The organism is Polynucleobacter rarus (assembly GCF_003072505.1).
GTDB lineage: Bacteria > Pseudomonadota > Gammaproteobacteria > Burkholderiales > Burkholderiaceae > Polynucleobacter > Polynucleobacter rarus.
Genome location: NZ_NTGB01000001.1, coordinates 2,911,159 through 2,935,894 on the forward strand (window position 1 = coordinate 2,911,159; position 24,736 = coordinate 2,935,894).

The 24,736-nt window shown below is 40.0% G+C and carries 22 protein-coding genes; 10 read left to right on the top strand and 12 right to left on the bottom strand.

The genetic code is table 11. The features are described from left to right. The first annotated feature begins 45 nt into the window (after positions 1-45). The 3 genes from AOC35_RS14295 to rsmA are packed head-to-tail and all read left to right on the top strand — an operon-like array spanning position 46 to position 3,372. Positions 46-1,572 (top strand): peptidylprolyl isomerase, encoded by a 1,527-nt coding sequence (locus tag AOC35_RS14295; RefSeq protein WP_108648267.1) that lies wholly within the window; start codon positions 46-48, stop codon positions 1,570-1,572. Beyond that, on the top strand, positions 1,569-2,570 hold the full coding sequence (gene pdxA, locus AOC35_RS14300) for a 4-hydroxythreonine-4-phosphate dehydrogenase PdxA (protein WP_108648270.1): 1,002 nt from the start codon (positions 1,569-1,571) through the stop codon (positions 2,568-2,570). Before AOC35_RS14295 ends, pdxA begins: the two co-directional genes overlap by 4 nt. Next, a complete protein-coding gene (rsmA, locus tag AOC35_RS14305) occupies positions 2,551-3,372 on the top strand; it encodes a 16S rRNA (adenine(1518)-N(6)/adenine(1519)-N(6))-dimethyltransferase RsmA (RefSeq protein ID WP_108648271.1) in 822 nt (273 codons plus the stop codon). The genes pdxA and rsmA overlap by 20 nt, the downstream gene beginning before the upstream one ends. Here the strand turns inward: rsmA and AOC35_RS14310 are convergent. From AOC35_RS14310 to AOC35_RS14350, 9 genes are all read right to left on the bottom strand, one after another. Continuing rightward, on the bottom strand, positions 3,369-4,100 hold the full coding sequence (locus AOC35_RS14310) for a lysophospholipid acyltransferase family protein (RefSeq protein WP_108648274.1): 732 nt from the start codon (positions 4,098-4,100) through the stop codon (positions 3,369-3,371). The two genes, rsmA and AOC35_RS14310, sit on opposite strands and share 4 nt — an antisense overlap. Beyond that, positions 4,094-4,660, bottom strand: coding sequence for a D-glycero-beta-D-manno-heptose 1,7-bisphosphate 7-phosphatase (gmhB, locus tag AOC35_RS14315; RefSeq protein WP_108648276.1), 567 nt, complete (start codon positions 4,658-4,660; stop codon positions 4,094-4,096). The genes AOC35_RS14310 and gmhB overlap by 7 nt, the downstream gene beginning before the upstream one ends. Beyond that, positions 4,657-6,777, bottom strand: a complete 2,121-nt coding sequence (glyS, locus tag AOC35_RS14320; protein WP_211307573.1) for a glycine--tRNA ligase subunit beta — start codon at positions 6,775-6,777, stop codon at positions 4,657-4,659. The genes gmhB and glyS overlap by 4 nt, the downstream gene beginning before the upstream one ends. 5 nt (positions 6,778-6,782) lie before the next feature. Then, positions 6,783-7,679: a glycine--tRNA ligase subunit alpha gene (gene glyQ, locus AOC35_RS14325; protein ID WP_108648280.1), complete on the bottom strand. Its 897-nt coding sequence runs from the start codon at positions 7,677-7,679 to the stop codon at positions 6,783-6,785. A gap of 18 nt (positions 7,680-7,697) precedes the next feature. Further along, positions 7,698-9,218 (bottom strand): apolipoprotein N-acyltransferase, encoded by a 1,521-nt coding sequence (lnt, locus tag AOC35_RS14330; protein WP_108648282.1) that lies wholly within the window; start codon positions 9,216-9,218, stop codon positions 7,698-7,700. Then, on the bottom strand, positions 9,219-10,061 hold the full coding sequence (locus AOC35_RS14335) for a CorC family transporter (protein ID WP_108648284.1): 843 nt from the start codon (positions 10,059-10,061) through the stop codon (positions 9,219-9,221). Between the two features lie 24 nt (positions 10,062-10,085). Further along, the gene (gene ybeY, locus AOC35_RS14340; RefSeq protein WP_108648286.1) at positions 10,086-10,556 is read right to left on the bottom strand and encodes an rRNA maturation RNase YbeY; all 471 of its coding nucleotides are present in this window, start codon (positions 10,554-10,556) and stop codon (positions 10,086-10,088) included. Positions 10,557-10,565: 9 nt separating this feature from the next. Then, complete coding sequence (miaB, locus tag AOC35_RS14345) at positions 10,566-11,912, bottom strand: tRNA (N6-isopentenyl adenosine(37)-C2)-methylthiotransferase MiaB (RefSeq protein ID WP_108648287.1); 1,347 nt, start codon at positions 11,910-11,912, stop codon at positions 10,566-10,568. Positions 11,913-12,000: 88 nt separating this feature from the next. Then, positions 12,001-13,263 carry a putative Na+/H+ antiporter gene (locus AOC35_RS14350; protein ID WP_108648289.1) on the bottom strand — a complete coding sequence of 421 codons (1,263 nt, stop codon included), beginning with the start codon at positions 13,261-13,263 and terminating at the stop codon, positions 12,001-12,003. A 124-nt stretch (positions 13,264-13,387) separates the two neighbouring features. Between AOC35_RS14350 and AOC35_RS14355 the strand changes: the two genes are divergently transcribed. The 3 genes from AOC35_RS14355 to AOC35_RS14365 are packed head-to-tail and all read left to right on the top strand — an operon-like array spanning position 13,388 to position 16,003. Continuing rightward, positions 13,388-14,845: a glycosyltransferase family 39 protein gene (locus AOC35_RS14355; protein ID WP_159077607.1), complete on the top strand. Its 1,458-nt coding sequence runs from the start codon at positions 13,388-13,390 to the stop codon at positions 14,843-14,845. A 55-nt stretch (positions 14,846-14,900) separates the two neighbouring features. Further along, positions 14,901-15,521 (top strand): ParB-like protein, encoded by a 621-nt coding sequence (locus tag AOC35_RS14360; RefSeq protein WP_108648293.1) that lies wholly within the window; start codon positions 14,901-14,903, stop codon positions 15,519-15,521. Continuing rightward, positions 15,521-16,003: an MgtC/SapB family protein gene (locus tag AOC35_RS14365; RefSeq protein ID WP_108648295.1), complete on the top strand. Its 483-nt coding sequence runs from the start codon at positions 15,521-15,523 to the stop codon at positions 16,001-16,003. Before AOC35_RS14360 ends, AOC35_RS14365 begins: the two co-directional genes overlap by 1 nt. A 14-nt stretch (positions 16,004-16,017) precedes the next feature. Here the strand turns inward: AOC35_RS14365 and AOC35_RS14370 are convergent, their stop codons facing one another. Continuing rightward, positions 16,018-16,467: a superoxide dismutase family protein gene (locus AOC35_RS14370; protein WP_245898528.1), complete on the bottom strand. Its 450-nt coding sequence runs from the start codon at positions 16,465-16,467 to the stop codon at positions 16,018-16,020. 165 nt (positions 16,468-16,632) lie between these two features. Between AOC35_RS14370 and AOC35_RS14375 the strand changes: the two genes are divergently transcribed. After that, positions 16,633-17,967 (top strand): TAXI family TRAP transporter solute-binding subunit, encoded by a 1,335-nt coding sequence (locus tag AOC35_RS14375; RefSeq protein ID WP_108648299.1) that lies wholly within the window; start codon positions 16,633-16,635, stop codon positions 17,965-17,967. Positions 17,968-17,970: 3 nt separating this feature from the next. On the opposite strand, the gene AOC35_RS14380 is transcribed toward AOC35_RS14375, so the two are convergent. After that, complete coding sequence (locus AOC35_RS14380) at positions 17,971-19,419, bottom strand: MmgE/PrpD family protein (RefSeq protein WP_108648301.1); 1,449 nt, start codon at positions 19,417-19,419, stop codon at positions 17,971-17,973. 113 nt (positions 19,420-19,532) lie between these two features. On the opposite strand from AOC35_RS14380, the gene AOC35_RS14385 reads away from it, so the two are divergent. After that, on the top strand, positions 19,533-20,573 hold the full coding sequence (locus tag AOC35_RS14385; RefSeq protein ID WP_108648302.1) for an alpha/beta fold hydrolase: 1,041 nt from the start codon (positions 19,533-19,535) through the stop codon (positions 20,571-20,573). A gap of 11 nt (positions 20,574-20,584) precedes the next feature. Here AOC35_RS14385 and AOC35_RS14390 read toward each other — a convergent pair whose 3' ends face one another. After that, positions 20,585-22,768 (bottom strand): TonB-dependent receptor family protein, encoded by a 2,184-nt coding sequence (locus AOC35_RS14390; protein ID WP_108648304.1) that lies wholly within the window; start codon positions 22,766-22,768, stop codon positions 20,585-20,587. A 128-nt stretch (positions 22,769-22,896) separates the two neighbouring features. Between AOC35_RS14390 and AOC35_RS14395 the strand changes: the two genes are divergently transcribed. After that, positions 22,897-24,105 (top strand): PQQ-dependent sugar dehydrogenase, encoded by a 1,209-nt coding sequence (locus AOC35_RS14395; RefSeq protein ID WP_211307531.1) that lies wholly within the window; start codon positions 22,897-22,899, stop codon positions 24,103-24,105. Next, positions 24,071-24,721 carry a c-type cytochrome gene (locus tag AOC35_RS14400; protein ID WP_108648306.1) on the top strand — a complete coding sequence of 217 codons (651 nt, stop codon included), beginning with the start codon at positions 24,071-24,073 and terminating at the stop codon, positions 24,719-24,721. Before AOC35_RS14395 ends, AOC35_RS14400 begins: the two co-directional genes overlap by 35 nt. Positions 24,722-24,736 lie beyond the last annotated feature (15 nt).

The following is a 24,736-nucleotide window of genomic DNA, read 5'->3' on the forward strand; positions in this document are numbered from 1 at the left end:
TAATTTCCATTTAAAATCTAAACAAAATAAATCTATTGGAACGTTATGACTCGAATGCTTAAACAATGGTTGTTAAATGGACTATTATCCGTTTTGACAATTGGTGCCTTTTTTTCAGTAACTACCTTGGCTGCAGAGCCTGGCAAACCAGCCTTAAAATCTACTAATAAAAATGTGAAAGCTGAACCGGCGCCCCAGATTGTTCAAGCTCCAGTTGAAAAAGCCAGTTCAATTAACTTAAGCTTAGATAAGAACGAAGTGGACCGAGTCATTGCAACAGTCAACCGAGAGGTGATTACCGTAAAAGACTTAAAAGATCGCATTGAACTGGTAAAAAAACAATTAAGTGAAAACAAGCGCCCCTTACCTTCCGAGGATGTTCTCATTCGATCCGTCTTAGATAAATTAGTTGAAGAGAGTGTCATCTTCCAAGAAGCTTCCTATGTAAATTTTAAGATTAGTGACATTGAATTTGATTCAATTTTTAATAACGTGCTAGCGCAAAGGAAAATGACAGTTGCTGAGCTTGCACAATCCCTTGAAAAAAGCGGCCAGTCCCTTGAAAAATTTAAAGAGACTTTAAGAAGAGATATCTTGATTACAAGGTATCGCGAGAGGCTGATTGAAAATAGAGTAAAAGTTTCTGATTCTGATGTAAACGACTACATTGCTTCTCGGTTGAATAATAACGTCAATCCAAACCCTGTTCCGGTTGCAAGTTCAAATCTCCCGGAGACTTTGTATATCACTCAAATAATAGTACCAACTAAAGATACGGATTCTCGTCAAGAGCTAAATGCAGCCAAAGCAAAAGCGGAGGATATTTTTCAAAGAGTAAAAAATGAAAAAGAATTTATTAGTTTTGTGAATCGTCTGGTTCAAGTTGATAAGACTGTAAAGGTTCAAGATCTCGGATACAGGACTTTGGACCGACTACCTCAGATTTTTATTGATGCTACGGCAAAGTTACAAGCCGGAGAGTTAGCCCCAACAATTTTAAGAACTTCCGCAGGTTTTCATATTGTTAAACTGCTAGACCGAAAAGGTGGAAAAACGGTCAATCCACCACCAACCTCTGTTGAAATTCCTTTAGGTCAATCAGTTCAAATTGAACAAGCTGAGCTTCGACATCTCATGCTTGCTAAAAAAGCGGGAGTTAGCGACGCAGGTTTAGAGAGAAAATTAAAAGCTTATAAATTACAAGTTGAAAATAAAAATGCTAATTTTGGAGATTTAGCTAAGAAGTTCTCTGATGACAAAGATACTGCGCCGAATATGGGCTATATTGGTTGGATATCTGCCGGTCAAACTTTACCTGAATTTGACTATGCGATTAAGAATACTAAGCCAAATTCTATAACCGAACCTTTTGAAACAAGTTATGGCTGGCACTTATTACAAGTTGTGAATAAACAAACTAAAGAAATTACTTATAACCAACAAAAAGAATATGCGAAAAATGCCTTGCGACAAGAGCGTTTAGATCAAGCTTATCAAGATTGGGTTCGTGAATTAAAAGACAATGCTACGATTGAGTATCGTCCACCATTTGTGCCTGAAAAATCATTTTGACCCCAAAAAATATTCATTTAGTTATTACATCAGGTGAGCCAGCAGGTATCGGACCAGAAGTGAGTTTTTGGGGTGCGTTGGCATTCCTAAAACGGGTCCCTCATGTAAATATTACGATTTTAGGTGACCGGTCTTTATTTGAAGAGTATCAAACAGAACTAGATATCGACCCTGCTATGGCTAGCCGTTTGCAAATAAAACAGATACCGTTATTGGCTTCTAATGTTTTCGGACAACTAAATCTTCATAATGCCCCGTATGTGTTGAGCTTACTGGATCATGCCATCGATGGATGCCTAAGTAGAACTTACGATGCAATGATTACTGCTCCGCTGCAAAAAAGTGTCATAAATGAATTTGGCATTCAATTTACGGGGCATACTGAATATCTCGCGGAAAAAATGCAGGTTAAGCGTGTAGTAATGATGTTAAGTGGTAAGGACTGCACAGTAACAAACCTTCAAGAAGATTTTCGAGTCGCTCTCGTGACCACACATCTTCCATTGCGTGAAGTCCCAGATGCAATTACTTATGAGGCAGTTTTAGAAACAATTCAAATAGTCCATCAAGCTTTAAAAGATCAATTTGGCATTAAACATCCTCGGTTAAAAGTAACGGGCTTAAATCCTCATGCAGGTGAGGAAGGTCATTTAGGCATGGAAGAAATAGAAATAATTCAGCCAGCAATTAACCAAGCCAAGGACCTAGCTATCGATGTTACTGGCCCTTATCCTGCAGATACACTTTTTGATCTTTCGCGACTCTCAGAAGTAGACGCTTTCATTGCCATGTATCATGACCAAGGATTGGCGCCCTTTAAATTGGCTTGTTTTGGGCAGGGAGTGAATGTCACACTTGGCTTACCTATCATTCGAACTTCGGTAGATCACGGTACCGCCTTAACCCTTGCTGGTAAAAGAAAAGCAGAAATCAGTAGTATGGTTTCTGCCATTGAATTAGCTTTTGAATTGGCACAGCATGGCACATCAAACGCGTAAACGATTCGGTCAACACTTCCTAACCGATCAGGGCATTATTCGTTCTATCGTAAATCGTATCGACCCCAAAGCTCAGGACCGTGTGATTGAAATTGGACCGGGAACTGGTGCCATGACTTATCCCCTACTTGATCATCTACCTCAACTAGAAGTAGTTGAAATAGATCGAGACTTGATTGCATTTTGGGAAGCAAAAAAGATTAATAAATTAACAATCCACGCGATGGATGTTTTGCAATTTAATTTTCGTGAATGGGCGCAAGCGGCTAAATCAAGCGTTATAGATGAAGGGAATAAAGGTGGGGTGAAAGTAGTGGGTAATCTTCCTTACAATATTTCATCACCATTACTTTTTCATTTAATTAGCGCTATTGAATATGTAGATGAACAAGTATTTATGTTGCAGAAAGAGGTCGTTGAAAGAATGGTCGCGGCACCTGGTGAATCAGAATATAGCCGACTCTCTGTCATGTTACAAACTGTCTACCATCTTGAAAATTGCTTTGAAGTTCCCCCGGAGTCTTTTGAGCCACCGCCAAGAGTTGATTCAGCAATTGTGGCAATGTGGCCAAAAAAGAATGTGAAAATTCCAACTGAAACCTTCAATGTTTTAGAAAAGCTAGTAGCCCTAGCTTTTTCTCAACGTAGGAAAATGCTTGCTAATAACCTAGGTCACTTAAAACATCTCTTAGAGTTAGATGCCGACACCCTAAAATCGCGTGCGCAAAATATTCCCGTAGAAACTTATCTTGAGTGGGCAACTAAATTGGCGAACATACCAAAGGAAGATCGAATCATTTAGTAGGAACTAGGATCGATTACACGCATTTCTGCTTCAATCCAAGCTTCTACCTCTTTCAAAACAAGAGAAGGATTTTTGTCCGCGGTCGTTATTAAAGGACCGATCGAAAGTGTGACCACCCCAGGGTATTTTAAAAAACTATTCTTGGGCCAAACATGCCCAGCGTTGTGAGCAATAGGAATCACGTTGGCTTGCGTATTGACGGCTAACCTTGCACCCCCTTTTTGGTACACGATCTGCTTGCCGACAGGAACTCGGGTTCCCTCTGGATAGATGATGATCCAACACCCTTCAGATAAACGAACTTTCCCTTGCTCTGCTACTGCAATCGCTGCTTTATCGCGTTGACTTCGATCGATATGAATCATTCGTAGCATCGCCATCGCCCAACCAAAAAAAGGTATTTTTAATAACTCTTTTTTGAACACGTAACATAATTGCTTGGGAAATAATGAGATGTAGGCTATCGTTTCCCATGCCGATTGGTGCTTGGAAAGAAGAATGACGGGCTTGTCCTGATTGATAATGACATTTTGCATGCCACGAATATCGTAGGTGATATTACAAATTACTTTTAGAAACCATAAAATTCCAGCAGACCAACCTCTTACATAGTTGTAACGGTTTGTCAGTGAAAGAAAAGGAAATACAACAAAACAGGAACTTGAATAAAGAATCGTATAAATCACGAGGGCAATAAAGAAAATTCCTGAGCGAAGTCTTAACATTGTTTCACTCGCAAAAAGTGCTCAACAAAGGCCGATAAATTTTCATGTATTGCTGTATAAGGTGGCAGCCCACCTTTTTCTCGAGTCGGTATACCTTTTCCAGTAAGAACTAAATGCGGCTCTGCACCCAACTGAACTGCACCAATAAGGTCTCGCAGGGAGTCACCAACGACTGGAATACCATTTAGTTCATTTTGTAAACTAAAGCGCTCAATAATATCCTTGAACATACCAGTTTTTGGTTTACGACAAGAACAATTGTTTTCGTCTACATGAGGACAGAAGAAAATAGCGGAAATTTCTCCCCCATGGCGCGCTAATTGGCGAAACATTTTTTCATGCATTGCATTGAGGGTATCAACATCATATAACCTGCGACTAATACCAGATTGATTGGTACAAATGACCACCTTATAGTCCGCTTGGTTTAATTTGGCAATCGCCTCTAAGCTTCCTGGAATCGCTTCCCACTCATCAACCGATTTAATGTAATCATCGCTGTCATAATTAATGACACCATCACGATCCAGTATGACCAATTTGTTATTTAAGGTCTTCATTTTGCTAGCAAACTTAAGTCAGCGATTCTACTCATTTGCTGATGGAGTTGAGTTAAAAGTGCCAGTCGATTCCCTCGGAGTTGCACATCAGGATCATTCACCATGACATCTGCAAAAAAACCAGTAACCGCAGAACTTAATTGGGCTAAAAGCTGTAAAGACTTCGTAAAGTCAGATTCTTGCATTGCTTGATCAATTTGTGGTGTCACTAAAGTCATCTCTTTAAATAACTCTTTTTCTGCATTAGCTGTAAGTAAAGAGACATCAACTTGACTTGGCAGTGGCAAATCATTTTTCTTCAAGATGTTACTAATTCTCTTATTGGCATTTGCTAAATCACTAGCCATTTCCATTTGCGAAAAAGATCTAACGGCATTGAGTTTTTCGGGTAATTTAGTTAAATCACCAGCACAATTCGCCAAAACTGCTTCTACCTCTTCGGAAGAGTAAGTAATACCATTTTGCTCTTTTAAATAGGATCTGAGTCGATCCATCACAAAGTTGGTAATCATCCCTAAGTCAGCATTTTTTTGTACTTCTTCAAAATTAAAGGCTTTTTTAACTTGGGTTAATAGAGTGATGAGATTGAGTGGTAGATTTTTTTCTACTAATAACCGGCAAACACCGAGGGCATGACGTCTTAGGGCAAAGGGATCTTTTTCGCCAGTAGGAGACAAACCAATTCCCCAGATGCCAATAATCGTCTCTAGTTTGTCTGCTAGCGCCAATACTGTACCGACCGTCGTACTTGGCAAAACATCGCCTGCAAAGCGCGGTAGATAGTGTTCAGAACAAGCAGAGGCGACGTCAGGATGTTCCTGATCATGATTTGCGTAATAGGTGCCCATGATGCCTTGTAACTCGGGAAATTCACCCACCATATCCGTTAGCAAATCCGTTTTAATAATTAAAGCTGCCCGACTGGATCGTGCGACTAAATCATTTTCAGCTGTCCCGATTTGTCCAGCAATCTCTTTTGCAATCACCTCAATACGTTGGATACGCTCTAGTTGATTACCTAATTTATTGTGATAAACCACTTTCGCTAATTCAGGCACTCGGTCGAATAACTTTCGTTTACGATCTTGAGTATAGAAAAAACGAGCATCGGAGAGTCTCGGACGCACGACTCTTTCATTACCGGAAATAATTTTTTCAGGTGTTGTAGTGGTGATGTTGGAGACAATTAAGAATTGATTTACTAATTTACCTTGAGCATCTGTCAAAGCAAAATACTTTTGATTCGTTTGCATTGTTAAGATAAGACACTCTTGAGGAACTTCTAAAAATTCCTTTTCGAATGCGCAGGCATAGACCGCTGGCCACTCCACTAAGGAATTTACCTCTTCCAATAAACTTTGTGGCATCAAAACATTTAAAGTACCAGCTGTTGAGATTAAATCTTGTCTGATTTTTTCTAAACGACCAGTAAAACTAGGTAATACCTTACCTTGCTGAATCAGAATATTTTCATATTCATTGGCATCATGAATTGCAATAGGCCCTTTCGATAAAAACCGATGACCTAAAGTCGTATTTCTAGCATGAAGACCAAAGATTGTTAAAGGAATGATTTCTGAACCAAATAGTGCGATGAGACCATGTACGGGTCTAACAAACTGCACTGGAACTTCTTCTGGTGTGCCAGGATGAAGCTGATAATGCATTGTTTTAGCAATGGGCAACGCAGCAATCGAAGTGGTTAAAGCTTCTTGCGCACCCTCCAAGAGAGCAATACCTGGCTTGGTTAAGCTGACATAAAATGCTTCGTTTTTACCTTCACCAATCCGCTCAAATTCGTTTAATTTCGGCTCAGTGATTCCAAGGGAAGCTAATTTTTTTAGCAACGGTCCTGAAGGATTTCCGTTTGCATCTAGAGCAATCGAAACAGGTAATAACTTTTCTTTTACTTCTTTATCGCTCGACTTTTCATAGACCTGATCAATTAAGATTGCGAGTCTTCTTGGTGTTGCAAAAGATTGAAAACTTGCGTTAGGAGCCAATAAATCAAGGCGAGCTAGTTGATCAAAGATTTTTTGAGAAAAACTTTCCCCTAATTTTTTTAAAGATTTTGGAGGTAATTCTTCGGTTAATAATTCAATCAATAAAGGAGCGATACGCATCATTTCACTCCCGTATTTAAAGTAGTATTTTTCAACATTGGAAAACCTAACTTTTCACGAGACTCGAAATAAGCCTGTGCAATTTGTTTCGATAAGTTCCGAATTCTTCCTATGTAGGCAGCTCTTTCTGTAACAGAAATAGCTCCGCGGGCATCTAGTAAATTAAAAGTATGAGCAGCCTTTAACACCATTTCATAAGCTGGCAATGCTAATGGGATTGCCATCAATCTCTTCGCTTCAGCTTCATAGTTAGTGAATTGCTCAAATAGCCAACTAGTATTTGAGTATTCAAAGTTATAAGTAGATTGTTCAACTTCATTTTGATGATATACATCACCATAACTTACTTCTGGAGTCCACTGCAGTTGATAAACGTTTTCACAGGATTGTAAATACATTGCTAAACGCTCAATCCCATAAGTAATCTCACCAAGTACTGGTTTGCAGTCTAAGCCACCAACTTGTTGAAAGTAGGTGAACTGCGTAATTTCCATACCATTTAACCAAACTTCCCAACCAAGACCCCAAGCGCCAAGTGTTGGATTTTCCCAATCGTCTTCAACAAAACGAATATCGTTTTGTTGTAAATCAAGACCTAATGCCTCAAGTGAGCCCAAATAGAGCTCTAGGATATTTTCAGGAGAGGGTTTCAATACGACTTGAAACTGATAATAATGTTGAAGTCGATTTGGATTTTCACCATACCGGCCATCCTTAGGCCTTCTAGATGGTTGAACGTAAGCGGCTTTCCACGGCTCTGGGCCGATGGCTCTTAAGAATGTAGCAGTATGGGAAGTACCAGCACCTACTTCTAGATCGACAGGCTGTAATAAGGTGCAACCTTGGTTGCTCCAATACTGTTGGAGTGTGAGGATAATTTCTTGAAATGTCAGCATAATTCGACTATTTTAACCTTAGAGTACAGTTGCTCGGGAGCTTGAAGGCGTAAGTTGTTTCTTTTTACGCCAACTGAGCGCTAGGGTGATGATGGATAAAAGTAAAATTGGCAAATCTCCAAACTGTACATAAGGGGTAATACCGCTTCTAGCCTGAACCGAGCCTGTCAAGACCCCTTGCGTAAATACGGGTAATTGAGAAACGACCTTACCCTTGTCATTAATAATTGCCGTGACTCCGGTGTTGGTTGCGCGGATAGTGGGTAAACCCGTCTCCAGCGAGCGTAATTGAGCCAATCGAAGATGTTGCCAAGGAGCAGAGGTATCGCCGAACCAAGCTAAATTAGTTAAATTGATGAGCATATTGGGGGCTGATGCGGGAAATTGACGAATTCTTTGGGCAATTTCAGCCCCAAAAACATCCTCATAACAAATCATGATCGCGGCGGATATATCTGGCTCATCCCCTCTTTTTATTTTTAAATGAGGCTGAGCATTTGTACCCATAGTAAATTGAGAAAGAGGTGCCCTAATTGCGCGGATAAACCATTCAAAACCTGGTGGGATATATTCTCCAAAAGGCACTAGGTGCGATTTGTCATAGGTATATAGTTCTCCGTTCGGACCATATGCTTTCGCGCGATTAGAGTATTGATCCCCATTCATCCCAATGAGGCCAGTTAAAACGTAGCCTTTTGTTTCGTTTAAATGAGTTTGTAAATTTGTTACCCAGTCTGTTGGGATTAAATTCTCTGGCAAAGTAATTGCTGTCTCAGGTCCAACTGTTAAATCAGCCGCTTTACTCAGGTAACCATTGAAATAGTAATTATTTTGTTTATTTATCGCAACAGGGTCATACTGCATCGTTTGCGGAAAGTTCCCTTGAAATAACCGAACCTCAAGCATTTTCCCAACAGGCTTTGTAAATTCAACCCCTTCAAATAATGAGCAAATAGCAATGGCAAAGCCTAATGAAAATAAAGGTAAGAAAAGTCGTCCCGGCGCACTGCCAATTTTATAAGCACCCCAAATGGTTGCAAAAGTGGCGCCTAGGACCCCGAAAATAGGGATTAACCCCTGAAACGGCCCATTAATTTGCGCATCGCCAAAACCAATCCAGGGAAATCCGGTGAGAATGTTCCCTCGTAACCACTCGGCAATAGTCCAGGCGCTTGCCCAAGCAATGGCACTATTAGACTGGTTATAAAACCTTGCACCTAGTGCTACTGCAAGGGTCGGAAAAAACGCTAAAAAACCCGCTAATAAGACAACACCTCCTGCCGCCATGGGAGCTGGCATCCCACCGACATCGTGCATGCTGACATATAGCCACCAAATACCTTGGCAAAAATAGCCAAGTCCAAACAGCCAACCTAAGGTAACTTGAGTTTTGAGACCGTGAAAATGATGTTGATGAATCTGTCGCCAAAAAATCGCCAGTAAAAGCATTTGCCACCAGGCCCCATTGCTGAAATTACCTACTGCTGCAGTAGTAATTCCAATCAAAAAGGAATAAAGATAGGCCCGGTAAAGTAGCATTTAAGGATTTAGAGTGGTCTTTTTCTGGATGACTAGGATATGAATTTGTCTTGGATCGGCACGTTGAATTTCACATACCAAATTACCGATTTCAATCACATCACCGCGCTTGGGAACTCGCCCAACTTGTTGAATCACAAGCCCAGCAATCGTATCAATATCTTCGTCATGGAAATCGGTGTCAAGTACTTCATTAATTTGTTCAAGACTTGTCATTCCCCGAATTCGAAACTTTCCATCTGAAGTGGAGACAATGTTATCAGCCTCATCATCAATATCGTGTTCGTCTTCAATATCACCAACAATTTGTTCTAAGACGTCCTCAATGGTCACAATACCAGCAACACCACCATATTCATCCACCACAATCGCTAAATGATTACGATTACTTCTAAAGTCCTTGAGTAAAACCCCTAGTGGTTTGGAGTCAGGAATAAAGACAGCAGGTCTGAGCCAATCACGTAAATTAAAATCTTTATCAATGGCATGACGCAGTAAGTCTTTAGCAAGTAAAATCCCGATTACATTATCTCGCGCACCTTCAAAGACAGGAAAACGTGAGTGAGCAGCCTCGATGACAGAGGGCACAATCTTATCGATTGGGTCTTGAATATCAACCCAATCAATCTGTGCTCTAGGAAGCAAGATATCTCTGACTGTCAACTCGCTTACCTGAAATACGCCCTCAATCATTGAGAGAGCATCCGAGTCGATTAATCCCTCTAATTTTGCTAGACGCAGGGTTTCAATTAAATCCTTGCGCTTTTCAGCCTGCGTTTCAGGTTTTGAAGATAAAAGGCTAGTTAGGCGATTAAAAAAACTTTTAGGGTCTGGTTCGGTCATTTATATAGGTTACCTGATTAGTGTTCAGATATAGGGATTTTCTAATTTTAATCTGTGTAATATTGCAATTTCAAGCGTTTCCATTGCATGCGCTTCGATTGGATCTTCATGATCAAAGCCTTGCGCATGCAATACCCCATGAATCAATAAATGAATAAAGTGATGAAGAAGTTGCTTCCCTTGTACTTTTGCTTCTTTTTCTATAACCGGCACACAAAATACAAAATCTGCCATAAGAGTTTGATCACTCAGGTCACTACTTAAATCGTTGAGTGAAAAAGTTAAGATATTCGTGGCATGGTCTTCACCACGATACATCTGGTTTAGTAAAAGGCCTTCTTTTGCATTGACAAAACGTAGAGTAAATTCAAACGGCAATTGACATGCCGCTTTGATCCATTTTTTTAATTGAGCATCCGTTAGTAATTCACCCCACTTATTTTCTAAAGCAGAGGTAGCAAATTGTGTGTTTACTTGATACTTTTTAGAGGGCATGACGATACTTTAAGAGTGTTTGAGAACTAGCTCACCCTTTAGCGAATGCGCTAGAGCTTCAGTAAATAAAACCGGAGTCATTTTGCCAATGAGTCTTTGCGCATTGGTATCACTTGGCAAATCAATATTCACAACACGATTATTTTCTGTACGACCCTGCAATTTTTTTCCATCACGAGCCATCCCTTCAATCATGACCCGCTCGGTTGCACCAACCATTGACAAACTGATGGTCAAAATATGCTCATCAATGAGGGAGGTCAGTTCTTGGAGTCGTTTCACCTTTACTTGACGAGGAATATCATCTTTTAAGTTTGCAGCAGGAGTGCCGGGTCTAGCACTGAAAATAAAGCAATAACTATTATCAAATTTAATATCTTCAACCAACTTCATTAGTTGTAAAAAGTCTTCATCCGTTTCCCCTGGGAAACCAACAATAAAGTCACTTGAAACAGGAATATTCGGTTTGACTTGCCGAATTTTACGGATAATGCTTTTATATTCTAGACTTGTGTAACCACGCTTCATTGCCATCAAAATCTTATCTGAACCATGTTGCACAGGTAAATGTAAATGATTGACGAGCTTCGGTAAGGTGGCGTGAGCCTGTATCAAGCGATTTGAAAATTCTTTCGGGTGACTCGTTGTGTAACGAATTCTTTCAATACCAGGAATATCTGAGATGTATTCAAGTAACATCGCAAAGTCAGCCAAATCCGTTTGGTCATTGAGCTTGCCTAAGTAAGCATTCACATTTTGACCCAGTAAGGTAATCTCGCAGACTCCTTGCGCTGCTAAACCTGAAACCTCTACTAAGACATCTTCAAAAGGTCTAGAAACTTCCTCACCCCTTGTAAAAGGGACAACGCAATAGGTGCAGTATTTAGAGCAACCTTCCATAATTGAAACAAATGCTGCTCCGCCATCTTTCCGGGCAGGAGGCAAGTGATCAAATTTTTCAATTTCTGGAAAACTAATATCAACTTGTGAACGACCAGAGCGTTGACGCTCATTAATTAAGGCGGGGAGGCGATGTAGCGTCTGAGGACCAAAGACTAAGTCTACGTAGGGAGCTCGATTGACAATTTGTTTCCCCTCTTGACTCGCTACACAGCCACCGACTCCAATGATTAAATTGGGTTTTTGTGTTTTTAGATCTCTCAATCGACCTAAGTCGGAGAAAACTTTATCTTGGGCTTTTTCTCGAATCGAACAGGTGTTGAGTAACACCATATCAGCTTCGTCGAGATTGTCAGTGGAGGTATAGCCACTTTGTGACTGTAATACATCTGCCATTTTCTCCGAGTCATACTCGTTCATTTGGCAACCAAAGGTTTTAATAAATACTTTTTTCATAGCGAGGGCCGTTCTCAGTGGTTAAAACTGGGGGCAAACGCACATTCTAACAGTCTATCTTCAATTAAACAAATGCTTCGAAATCCTGTTAGATGAACCTAAAGGCAATCACAGCAACTAGAGTAGGGGCTAGTGCTGCTAAAAATAAATAAGTCGGATTGACAACTTTGCCATTAAAGTACTCGCGTAAAATAGATATACCGGCAGGATTCGGAGCGTTTGCAATCACAGTTAGACCTCCTCCAGTTACCGCTCCAGCCACTAATGCCACCCTAAATTCTTGAGATGTACCTTCTACTAGCGATCCTAAATAAGTTAATGCAGCGTTATCTGTTAGAGCTGTAAGGGCTGCTGTTCCATAAAAGGCAACCGTCGGCGTCATACTTTCTAGGACTGGTTGTAACCACCACTTTTGTAAACTACCGAGAACAACTAAGCCGGCCAAGAAAAATGCAACAAGTAAGGCTTCACGTAGGATTAATGGATTTTGGTATTTTGAGTAAGCATTAGTAAAGCCCAAGAAAAATAAGAAAAGCCATAAAAATACGGCAGGGTAATGGGCGAATACGACCACGGCTGCTAAAAACAATAAGTGCACAAAAATCACCGTAATGGGCATACTCTCAGCAGGCGACTCTTTAAATTCAATTGGAATGTGTTTGCGAAAAATAATAGTGATTAATAAGGCATTTACGAAGACTGCTAATGCCGCTCTATCGCCAAAATGAGTAAACATAAAAGGAGTGGACCACTCCCACGCTGCCGCAACCATTAAAACTGGTGGGGCGGCAAAATTAGTGAGGGTACCTCCAATGGAAATATTTACAAATAGGACGCCAATAATGGCATATTGAAATTTGATGGGCAGACCCACTTTATAAAATCGATCACGCAGCAATAGAGCAGCTAAAGTCATCGCAGCTGGTTCGGTAATCAAAGACCCCATTAATGGAACAACAGATAGACTAAGAAAGAAAATGACTGTATTTACAGGAATAGGTGTAAATCTAGAAACCAGTTGTGCAGCGCCATTGATACCCGTATTAGCAAAAGTTAGAATTGGTTTACTCGCCGCGACGACCATTACCGCAAAAACAAACAATGCTTCCGTGTAGTTTTGATCTTCGACAAAATGAACGGCATCTTTGGAGGTTTGAAGAATTGAAAGCATCAAAACGAGTACCAACGCCCAAAAACCAAAAACAACTTCTACTTCACCTAAAAGATGGAAAAGCCCAGCATGTTGCGGATGAGTTTTGGACAACTTTTCAAAAAAAGAGACTGAAAAAGTATGAGCTATTGCAATGCCAAAAATAGCGGTTGCAATAATTTCTATAGGAGTTGGATTCATAGCAACTTAAAAAGGGTTCAAAATGCGGATTCTATGGGGTTAAACTAGAAGAAATCTGTTAATTTAATTGTATAGAAATATCGATGATTAACAATAATACAAAATTATTTCTTTAAGGTTACTAGTGTCACCATTAATAACGCGTTTTACTTGGGGTTTAATCCTTTTTCAGATGTTTTTTTGGACCTTAGTTCCATTGGTATCTCATCATGCTCCGCCGTTAGATGCAACGGAAATGTATGGTTGGAGCTTAAGTTTCGAGTGGGGATTTTATAAGCACCCCCCAATGCCTCCTTGGATTGTTGCCGTCATGCAAGGAATCGTAGGCAAAAACATGCTCTCTTTATTTTTATGCGCTAGTCTTGCTATCAGTGCCACCTACTACGCAGTCGCCTGGTTAGCAAGTCAGTTTCTTGAAGAGAAAGAGGCCATCGTTGCGCTTTTCCTCTATGCACTCACTATTTATTGTCACTTATGGTCTACAGATTTCAATCATAACCAAATACAGATGACTTTTTGGGCTTGGAGCCTGCTTTTTTTACATAAGACTTTACAAGCAAAGTCCGTGAGCCTAGCTTTTGTTTTGGGTGTGATGATGGGACTCAATGCGTTGTCAAAATACACTGCTGCATTTATTGTTCCCTGTGCTTTAATGCTGCTCATTTTTTCAAAACAGTGGCGTGAGCAGGTTAATTTAAAGATATTTGTGGTGGCAACATTGGGGTTTTTATTAGTTTTTGGCCCTCATTTATGGTGGTTAACTCAACATGACTTCATGCCATTTCGTTATGTCTCAGAAAGATTCGAGGAACTTGATCAATCCAAGAGTAATTTTTTATCACTATTAGATTATGTAGGTAATACCTTCATTGCGCATTTATTCTTATGGATTGCAGCAGTTTTCTGTTATGTGAAATTTAAGCCACAAGATTTGGGATTGTTAACTCCTAAAGTGATTGAACAACAAACTTTAAGGAACAAGCAGTTTTTAATTTACTTGGGTCTTGGTCCTTTTTTATTATCTTGTGTGATTGGTATTTGTGTTCCCCTTTACTATCGATGGTCCACTCCAATGTTGCCGATGTTGACCATCGTGCTAGCCTTTTTGCTGAGGGGACGCCTTTCTCATTTGTTTAAAAAGAAATATTTAATCAGCTTCATTCTGATACAAGTCGTTTTTGGGATTGTCTACGTTGGTAAAGCAAGTTTTAACAAAAATTCCAATAGAGGAAATTATCCAGCGCCTGAAATAGCTCAAATGGTACATACAAATTGGCAAAATTTATATCCAAGTTCACCGCTCAGAATTGTTGCAGGCGGTGAGTGGGAAGCGGGGTTTATCAGCCTATTTAATGAAGGTAAGATTTTTGTTTTTACCCAAGCAGATTATCAATTAGCCCCATGGGTTCATCCAGACATGGTAAAAAATTGTGGCATGGTCATGATTTCACCAAGCCAAAAAGAGCTAAATCAATTTCCCGATGCAAAAGTACAATCACCAATTATTATTCCAGCAAATTCACTTTATCAAGCCGTAACAATAACTTGGGCTAGTTTGGCTCCTCAAGGTAAATGTGATTGAACGAAGAAGTATGGTAAGCAAAACTCAATAATTCACTATTTTAGGAAAGGTTAATATGCATCCAGTTCATCATCATCTTGTGAAAATAGCTTTAGATGAAATCAAACCCACGCAAGCGACAGTTGGTTATCAAGAAGTCATCGCAAAGCGAAAAGAATGGGCTGACTTAACTGAGAAAAAAAGAGCGGGGTTAATTGATACGCATTGGTTCCCAAGTATTATTGGTCCAAACAAACAATACTATATTGTGGACCACCATCATTTAGGGCTAGCTTTACATCAGGAAGGTCAACAAACTGTTCTACTTACCGTTTTGAAAGACTTATCTTGGCTTGATTTAGAAATCTTTTGGAAAGTAATGGAATTTTCTCAGTGGGTCCATCCTTATGACGCTAAAGGTAACCGATTGGATTATCAGTCCCTTCCGAAGCATGTCAGCGAACTTAAAGATGATCCGTATCGCAGTTTAGCGGGCCTCGCTAGAAATAAAGGTGCGTATGCCAAAGAAGACACTCCATTTGCAGAGTTTATGTGGGCCGATTACTTTCGACTACATATAAAAGCCAAAACGATAAAAGAGTCCATGGATAAGGCAATTGTGCTTGCATTAGACTGCGCTAAAAAAACGGAGGCATCCTATTTACCAGGTTGGTCTGGATTAAAGGAGGAAAAATAATGTTTGAAATTTATCTGCCCATACACGAAGTTGTGATTCGACTGCTGTTAGCGATTGTTAGTGGCACAATACTCGGCCTCAATCGTTGGATGCACCATAAGTCAGCTGGAGTTCGAACCCATAGCCTAGTGGCCTTAAGCGCTGCTCTGGCTATTTTAATTATGCAAGGGGTTACAGGTGGTGATGCTCAGGCGCAAAGTCATGTTTTTCAGGGTATTCTTTCTGGCATAGGCTTTTTGGGTGCTGGTGTGATTATTCATCGTGGTGAAAATGCCTCGATTAAAGGACTTACCACAGCAGCCAGTATTTGGGTTTGTGCAGTAATGGGGGTTGCTTTCGGAGCCGGCCAAATTTCTCTAGGAATCATTGGGCTACTCGGGATTTTATTGATTTTAATACTAGGTGGACCACTAGAAAAATTGACTAACCGAATTTTACAAACGAATCGTAGTTCTGAAAATTCTAGTACGGAAGAGGATTAATTCAGCAATAGTGATCAACGAATAATTCCACAGCCAATTCGTTCCCCAGAGTTCCCGGCTGGCTGAGAAACATAGTCATCCTTGTTGAGATGAACTACCACGGATCTTCCTAGAATATTTTGTTCGCCAACTAAACTAAAATGGTTGAGAGTGGCTATATAAGAAGCATTACCATGATCATCAACTTGAATATTAGGCATATCTCCAGCGTGAGAAAAAATGCTGTTGTGATTGCCATGTTTATTGCCACCTGGATTGTAATGTCCGCCAGCACTAGATGCATCAAAAGCATTACAGTCGCCTAATTCATGAATATGAATGCCATGTTCAGAGTTCGGGCTAAGACCTGAAAAAGTGCCAGTTACTTGAACTTGGCTCCCCGATTGAATAAAGGACATTGAACCTTGGATATTAGAACCTGATTTTGCCTGAATGACACTGACCGCTCTGGGTGTTTCGCTCAACAGTTGACAGCTTGAAAGCAATAAAACACAACCGAGAAGCCAAGTTCTATGAAAAAAGTGATGAAAAGGTCGTTTATACAATACAAATCCCAATGTAAATAACATGTAATTCTGATAGTCTATTACAGAATTGAAATTAATATCAACAAACCACTACTAAAAAATATGGACATTTATAACGTACCTAAAAAAGTAATCTATATTGCATCTATTTCTTTAGTTGCTTTGATTGGTATCTTTTTCTTAATAATGTGGTTTTTGGTTCCCTCGATTCCAAATAAAGTAGTTATTGCAACTGGATCTAAGACGGGGCTTTATTACCGATTTGGCGAGGATTTTAAAAAACAGCTTGAAAAAAGCGGTATTAAAGTTGAGTTAAAGGTTACTGCCGGTTCGCTTGAAAACCTAAAATTAATTGCAGATAAAAAATCCGATGTTCAATTAGCCTTAGTTCAATCTGGAGTAACAAACGAACAAAAAAATCCTAATTTAGTTTCAATCGCAGGCGTTTTTCATGAACCTTTTTGGGTTTGGTATAGAACAGATTCGTTTAAAGATATTTCAGGTCATTTAAATAGTATTCAACAGTTAAAAGGCAAACGTGTTGCCATCGGTGCTGCGGGAAGTGGTACGAATACTTTATCAAAAGAGTTACTCAAGGTTCATGGGTTTGACTCCTCTCAAATCCAGTTGTTTGAAATATCTCCGGATGAAGCATTAAAAAAAATACAGGCTAAGGAAATTGATGTGGTTTGTTTTTCTGTTGGTGTAGATGCGCCTATTTTGGAAAAATTCTATAGATCGCCTGGACTCACCATCATGGATTTTGATCAAGCTGATACCTATGTTAGGCAGCTTCCGTATTTGAGCAAAGTGTACTTGCCACACGGTAATGTCAGTTTAGAGTTTAATCAACCCCCTAAAAGTATCCATGTAATTGCCTCAACAGCTACTTTAGTGGCGCGAGAAGATATTAGTCCTGGATTTGTAAATCTAATCATGGAAGTTTTGTATGATTTATTAAAAAACTATACCCGTATTCAGGAAGTCTCAGAATTCCCTTCAAGCATTCGACTTGATCTGCCATTGCAGTCAGATGCTGAAGATTATATGAAAGAGGGCCCGTCCTTCCTTTATCGTAATTTACCCTCTTGGCTAGCAGTTTGGGTGATTAGAATCGCTAAAATTGCAATCCCTATTTTAGCGATTGGTATTCCTGTTTTGACTTATCTGCCAACTATCTTTGCGCTGAATTTGAATCTCAAGTTAGGAAGGATGTATATAGCTTTGAGGAGATTAGAGGAAGAGGTTCTAGCTTTAGAGCAGACTGATAGAACTCAGCAAGATATCAAAAACACCTCATCCAAACTTCATGATTTAGATCAGCAAATTTCAAAAATAAAGATACCTACCCTACGCTCAGATAAATACTTTGAAATTAAAAGTTATATCGATGTGCTTAGAGTAAGGTTAAATGAAATGGCTAATTTGAAAAATTAAAGCTTAGGTATTTTTCTGTAGTAAATAGCTTAATTTATCTAAATTTTGTTGTCGTTCGAGCGTGTTTACAAAATCTAATAATTCTTTAGATTGAGATCCACCAATGACAGGGCCGATGAGGTCTGACGCTTTATCGTAGACCTCAGGCTTAGTCATTGGATTCCTAGGGGTTCCTCTAACTGCGTCAACGCGCTCTGAAAACTTTCGACCATCCTTGAGTTCGACTTCAACAATGGCTACCCGAATTGGCATAAATTGATTAAGATTCTCGTCACTAATTAAGTTTACCTTAGCGCGTTCAGCCAATATTTTGGAATCTTTCATTCGTTCAACATCATGCGCTGCTTTGAAAGAGGCGGTCTTATCTAGCAACATTACAGCCATCATATGTTGTACGCAAATATCAGGCATTTCTCTATTATTGACAACCTTAGCGGCAGAGGGAGCTAAGCGGACATGTAGTTTTTCAACTTGGTCTGCATTAAACTTATTTTTCTGTTGAAGGATATTGAGAGCGTCTAAAGGGCCTTGAATAGGGGAGCCAACCGACCATTTTTTAATATCCGTTAGGGCAATTTCATATTGAACTCCTAAATTTTCAATGAGTAAATTATTCTTCGCATTCGGCGCATAAGCTAAAAAGAAGTTATCAGCACCACTGAAAATATCATCAATACCAGTCCAACCAGAATCTACTAATAGTGTTGATGCTAAACCATTTCTAGCCGGCATTCCAGCAAAGACGAAAGCTTTTTCAATATGGTCTTTATCTCTTCCCCAAGCTGCGATTCCAGAAGATTGTTGAGCAGTGTAATCAAACACCCAACGTATCTGTTGCGGATTGAATTTAGCAACACAAGCTGACGCTGCTGCACTACCGAACATTCCAGCAATACTATGAGAGCTTTTGTGGCTGGTATAACTAAATTCAGGCCCACCAAGGGACATAAGTAACCTTGTGCCAACGTCATAACCTAGCGTAACTGCTTTAATAAAGTGGTCACCAGTAATTTTAAAGATTTCAGAACTAGCCATGGTTGCAGGCACAATCGAGCAACCAGGATGTGATCTAGAACGTCCGTGTGAATCATCAGTTTCGTCAGCGTGCCCCATGACACCGTTTGCAAGGGCTGCATCCAAAGGACTAGCCTTTAATTGAGTCCCCATCACCGTGCATTTACCAGCACTACCATGTCGTTTGATATAGTTAATGCCTGCAATTCCTGGAGCTAATTCAGAGCCAGAAAGAATCGCTGAAAAAGTATCTAGAATGTGAAATTTAGCTTGTTCGAGAATTTCTTCAGGTAGTTTTTTACTGAAGGCTTGACTCATGTAGTTGCTTAAAAATTCCATTTCGGGGCTAATCGTCTCTTTTGCAAATAAATGCATCGTAGGAAGTGTAGTGCCTGCGATTAAATAAGACGAGTGAGTTAAAAATTGCCGACGTTTCATGAATTGTCCCCGATTGATTTTTTAATTTGCAGTTATGTGTTACAAATGACTCAACAGAATAATTGTACTAATTACCAATCATAATAAAATGTTTTTAAAAATTGGAGATAAAAATGAAAATGATTCAAATTATCCTTAGTAGCTTAATTTTTATGATGGGTTCACTTCAGGCGCAGGAGTTTTATCTCCAAAAATCATCCAGTTGGACAATGAAGAATTTCCAATTCCATAATGGTCAAATTTTGCCGGAATTGAAATTGAGTTACATCACACTAGGTAGCTCTGATAATCCTGCTGTACTGGTTTTACATGGCACAGCCGGCTCAGCAAAGGGAATGCTTAATCCTGGCTTCGGCGGCGAAATATTCGGACCAGGGCAGGTATTAGATGCCTCTAAATACTTTATTATTTTGACCGATGCAATTGGCGCAGGAAACTCCAGTAAACCATCGGACGGATTAAGAGCGAAATTTCCAAACTACAACTACGATGACATGGTGAAGGCGCAACATGCTTTGGTCACTCAGGGGCTTGGTATTAAACATCTAAAATTGGTGATGGGTAACTCCATGGGTGGCATGCAAACTTGGTTATGGACGATTCAATATCCTGACATGATGGATATGGCAATGCCTCTAGCCTCTAGTCCTGCAGCGATGTCAGGTAGAAACTGGATCATGAGAAAGTTTATCGTGGACTCTATCAAACAAGATCCTCAGTGGGAGGGGGGCAATTACACAAAGCAACCGTATAGTGCAAAATTTGCTACCACTTATTTTTCATTAGCAACAAGTGGCGGCACACTCGGATTACAAAAAATAGCGCCTAATAGTAGCAAAGGAAATGAACTCATTGCCAATCGTTTTAAAGACACGAATGTTCAAGATGCCAATGATCTCTTGTATCAATGGCAATCTTCCGAGGACTTTAATCCTGAGCCGGGACTTGAGAAAATTAAGGCTAAATTATTAATTATTAATTCAGCAGACGATGAGCGAAATCTCCCCGAACTTGGTAAAGTCGAATCCGCTCTTGCTAAATTAAAATCCGCTTCTTACTATCTCATTCCTGCTAGTGAACTGACCAGCGGTCATGGCACTACTGGCCAAGCTAAGTGGTGGAAAGAGCAACTGCTTAAGTTTTTAGAAAAATGAAATCAACTACCTTACTTTGGACGGTAGGTTAAATTAAGACCAACCAACCAAGTGAGTCCGGGGCTTGTTTCATAGTAGTTTTTGTTTGCTTCATTAACAATCACAGATCCAACATAGGGGTTGTTTCCTATGTTGTCGAATCGTAAAAATTGTCTAAAGCTCCATTCGTTCCAAAGATTTTGATGCGAAAGTCGTAGACTGAATAAGTTGTAACTGGCAGCAGATTCACTATTTTGATCATTGGCGAAAATTGAACTACTGAAGCGATACTCAAGACCGGTTTCCCACTCTTTATCGGGACTGCGCCATGAAACCTCAGCATAGACCCTTTGCGGCGCGACTCCGGGTAAGGTGTTGCCAGCATTCACTACAGTAAATGAGGATGGTGTTGTACAGGCGCTGCTACTTTGACAAGTTAGGAAGTTATTTTGGTAGGTGGCATTGATTAAGCTAGCAGCGACCATGGTTCTAATCCCATGTTGCCACTGCTTTAACAGTTCTAATTCAAATCCTTGGCGAAGCGTGTCACCCACGTTTTGATAAATCGCTCTGCCACCTGTGTTGTTTTGTACGCCAATTTCATTGGCTGTATTGGCCTGAAAGACTGCCATTTTTAAGTAGGTATCATTTGCTCTAAATTTAATTCCTGCCTCAATTTGCTGGCTTGCACTGGCCATCAAGCCAGTATTAAATCCAGTATTTGCCCCGTAGGAATAAGCACTTTGTAACAGAGTTGGAGTTTCAAAACCTCTACCCATAGAGATATAAGTATTGAGTTCGGGCGTGATTTGATACAGTACTCCAGCGATTGGGTTTGTACTAGAAAATTGGGTATCTCCGCTTTGATTGCCGTTGCTGAGATAATTATCTTGAGAGCCCATCGTTACATAGCTATGGCGCAGACCTGCATAAATCTTCCAGTCATCATTTGGATTGAGTTCAGCTTGAACGTATTGGTCAAAATTTTGGGCATAATTATTCTCATCTCTTTTGAGTGTCCCCGTTACGCCGCAAGTGGCGGTCGTTCCGCATACGGGTGAGCCTGAAGAGCTAATGTAATTATTAAAGCCTAAGCGACGCTCATTTAACCGATCATAGTTTGTACCAATAGAGACTTTTAAGGACATATCTGCTATTTCTTGTACATGACTATACCTAGAATCGAAGCCGAAATAATTCCAATCTAAATTGATTACCCCGCCAGAGGTGGTATTTGCATTTGCTCCCGTTTGACTGCTTATCGGTGTTGATAGAAACTGCTCTAGATTACGTTGGCCCACATAACTGGTTACTTGTAATTGGTTTTGTTGATCAATTCTGTCTGTCCAATTAAAACCAGTTTGGGTTTGGGAAAGACTTTTACGGGTGTTGTATAAGAGGGCGCTGGCATTTGCCGCCTGAGGGGTCGTTGCAGCTTGTGCTGCACTGAGACCTTGAGGGTCATAAGACAAGGGCATGTTTAAATAATTAACGACCCAAGTGAGTTTTTGATCATCATTAATTTTGATATCTGTTTTGAGATTGAATAAGTCGCGTGTGGCAGCGCTATGATCACGGTAACCATCCGTTGAAAAACGACTTTGTTGTAAGAAGCTACCCCATTGATTGGTGCCATATGAAATTTGGTTATCACTTTTCCAATAACCAAAGCTACCCATTTCTAATGTTGGGCTAAAAAATATACCTGGTTTCGCACTTTGAGATTCCAGAAGTATGACGCCACCAGAAGCATTGCCATAAAGAGCCGAAAAAGGACCCCTTAGCACTTCAATTGATTCTGCAGAGCTTAAATTCAAGTTACTGACCTGAGCTGAACCGTCTGGTCTGGATGCTGGAATGCCGTCAGCAATAATTCTTACACCATTGACACCACTTGGTGAGCGCGCTCCAAAGCCTCTTATTGAAATTTGTTGGTCTTGCGCATAATTTTGGCGATTATTAGCAATCACACCTGGCACGGACTGTAAAGATTCAGAAAGATTGTTGTTCGGGTTCGATTTTTCAAATAAGGTCGCTTGCGAAATCTTCGATACAGATACCGGAATTTCAAAACTATCTTGACTATCTCGTGTGGCACTGACAACCATTTCGTCTAAAGAAATCTCTTCCGCATAAATATTTGCTTGTAAAAGAACTAACGACAACATTAAAAAGTAAGTAGTTACCCTAACTGCAGAGCCTTTATTGGTATACATAAGAAGCCATATTGAATTTTTTTAAAAATTTATTTTAAACTTAAATTCTCTTTAGCGTTTTTTATAAATTGTGTATAAAATGACTCTAGAAGTTATTAATTAAATCCCTTTATTAGACGGAGACAAACATGATTCGTAAGTTAATACCACTAATTGCTCTAGTTGTAGTTCAAGGAGCTTTAGCCCAAACTCCTGATGCACCTCCACCATGGAAACAAGGAATCAGTGAAGAGCAAACTAAATCAACTCTGCATCCTTTCGCACCTGTTTTAACGGGCGTTGATGCCAAAGATCTACCAATTTCCTCTCTCAAAGTTCCTGCAGGTTTTAAAGTTGAAGTTTGGATGGAGGGTGTAACCAACGCACGTTCAATGATCCAAAGTCCTCAAGGTACTGTCTATGTAAGTAACCGGAATGGCAAGAATGTTTACGCTATTGTCGAAAAAGATGGTAAACGTGTCATGAAAACTGTTGCTAAAGGCCTTGATACACCGAACGGTATCGCCATGATTGATGGCACGCTCTATATCGCTGAGCGTGGACGTATTGTGAAGTTAGAGAATATCGAAAGTCTTTTAGATAATCCACCTGAGCCAGTTCAAGTAGTTGATGGCTTAGATCCAACTAACGGCCCAGGTCATTTTTGGAAGTATATGGTTGCCGGACCAGACAAAAAGCTTTATTTCAATATTGGCTCACCACAAAACATCACATTACCAAACTATATCCAAGCTGCAATTTTGAGAGTTGATCCTAAAACTGGTGTTATCGAAAGAATTGCAACTGGTGTCAGAAACTCTGTTGGTATGGCCTTCCATCCAGTAACAAAGAAGTTGTGGTTTACTGAGCACGCTCGCGACTGGATTAGTGATGATTTGCCAAATGACGAGTTAAATGTTCTCAATAAAGTCGGTGAAAATTTTGGTTATCCGTTCTGTCATCAAGGTGATTTACCAGATCCAATTTATGGTAAATTTGGATCTTGCTCCGAATTTACTAAGCCAGTCCTCAAATTGGGCGCACACGTAGCTCCTCTCGGCCTACGCTTCTATACAGGCAAAATGTTCCCTGCCGAATATAAAAACAACATCTTTGTAGCACGCCATGGTTCATGGAATCGTACTTCGAAGCAGGGTTATGATGTGATGCGTATTGTTTTAGATGCCAATGGCAAAGTAGTCAAGTATGAACCATTTTTAACTGGCTTCTTAACGAATGACAAAGGAGATCCGCCAATGTGGGGTAGACCAGTCGATGTGCAGGTAATTGCTGACGGTTCAATGCTGGTAAGTGACGACCATAATGGAATCATCTACCGTATTAGTTACGCAAAATAAAGTAAATATGACGTTTCTAAAAGTAAAACAAAATGCAATGAGTCTTGGGCTCATTGCATTTTTAATTAGCAGTTTTTCATTATCAGCCAATGCTGCCGATATCGCAGCTGGAAAAGCTAAGGCTGAAGCCCTTTGTAACGCATGTCATGGTCCAAATGGTAATTCTCAAAGTCCGGATATTCCTGCTTTAGCTGGGATGCCTCCTTTATCCATCTCAAATACCTTATATTATTATCGCGAGGGAAATCGAAAAAATCCTATCATGACTCCAATTGCAGCAGGCCTCTCTAATGCTGAGATGAAGGATGTAGCCGCCTACTACGCCTCCCAAGCAAGGGAAGTAACTCACACTACAAAACCTGAGAATGTTGAAGTGGGGGCAAAACTTGCACAACAGTACAACTGTACCCAATGCCATGGCCCTAATCTGTTAGGTCTTCAACACATTCCGAGGGTTGCAGGTCAAAATCATGATTATTTATTGACGCAGTTAAAAGGTTTTAAAGCAATGACTCGGGCAGATATGGACGGTAATATGTCCTCAGCAGTTTCAGCTATAAAACTGGAAGACTTGGTTTTAATTGGTGATTATGTAGCGGGACTAAAGTCCCAATAAAATTTTATTTAGTTA

What these genes read in the sequence shown, in the direction of transcription:
- AOC35_RS14295 (WP_108648267.1), top strand. Translation starts at nt 46, where the DNA reads ATGACTCGAATGCTTAAACAATGGTTGTTAAATGGACTATTATCCGTT.
- rsmA (WP_108648271.1), top strand. Translation starts at nt 2,551, where the DNA reads ATGGCACATCAAACGCGTAAACGATTCGGTCAACACTTCCTAACCGAT.
- AOC35_RS14310 (WP_108648274.1), bottom strand. Translation starts at nt 4,100, where the DNA reads ATGTTAAGACTTCGCTCAGGAATTTTCTTTATTGCCCTCGTGATTTAT.
- gmhB (WP_108648276.1), bottom strand. Translation starts at nt 4,660, where the DNA reads ATGAAGACCTTAAATAACAAATTGGTCATACTGGATCGTGATGGTGTC.
- glyQ (WP_108648280.1), bottom strand. Translation starts at nt 7,679, where the DNA reads ATGCTGACATTTCAAGAAATTATCCTCACACTCCAACAGTATTGGAGC.
- lnt (WP_108648282.1), bottom strand. Translation starts at nt 9,218, where the DNA reads ATGCTACTTTACCGGGCCTATCTTTATTCCTTTTTGATTGGAATTACT.
- AOC35_RS14335 (WP_108648284.1), bottom strand. Translation starts at nt 10,061, where the DNA reads ATGACCGAACCAGACCCTAAAAGTTTTTTTAATCGCCTAACTAGCCTT.
- ybeY (WP_108648286.1), bottom strand. Translation starts at nt 10,556, where the DNA reads ATGCCCTCTAAAAAGTATCAAGTAAACACACAATTTGCTACCTCTGCT.
- miaB (WP_108648287.1), bottom strand. Translation starts at nt 11,912, where the DNA reads ATGAAAAAAGTATTTATTAAAACCTTTGGTTGCCAAATGAACGAGTAT.
- AOC35_RS14350 (WP_108648289.1), bottom strand. Translation starts at nt 13,263, where the DNA reads ATGAATCCAACTCCTATAGAAATTATTGCAACCGCTATTTTTGGCATT.
- AOC35_RS14360 (WP_108648293.1), top strand. Translation starts at nt 14,901, where the DNA reads ATGCATCCAGTTCATCATCATCTTGTGAAAATAGCTTTAGATGAAATC.
- AOC35_RS14365 (WP_108648295.1), top strand. Translation starts at nt 15,521, where the DNA reads ATGTTTGAAATTTATCTGCCCATACACGAAGTTGTGATTCGACTGCTG.
- AOC35_RS14375 (WP_108648299.1), top strand. Translation starts at nt 16,633, where the DNA reads ATGGACATTTATAACGTACCTAAAAAAGTAATCTATATTGCATCTATT.
- AOC35_RS14380 (WP_108648301.1), bottom strand. Translation starts at nt 19,419, where the DNA reads ATGAAACGTCGGCAATTTTTAACTCACTCGTCTTATTTAATCGCAGGC.
- AOC35_RS14385 (WP_108648302.1), top strand. Translation starts at nt 19,533, where the DNA reads ATGAAAATGATTCAAATTATCCTTAGTAGCTTAATTTTTATGATGGGT.
- AOC35_RS14390 (WP_108648304.1), bottom strand. Translation starts at nt 22,768, where the DNA reads ATGTATACCAATAAAGGCTCTGCAGTTAGGGTAACTACTTACTTTTTA.
- AOC35_RS14395 (WP_211307531.1), top strand. Translation starts at nt 22,897, where the DNA reads ATGATTCGTAAGTTAATACCACTAATTGCTCTAGTTGTAGTTCAAGGA.
- AOC35_RS14400 (WP_108648306.1), top strand. Translation starts at nt 24,071, where the DNA reads ATGGAATCATCTACCGTATTAGTTACGCAAAATAAAGTAAATATGACG.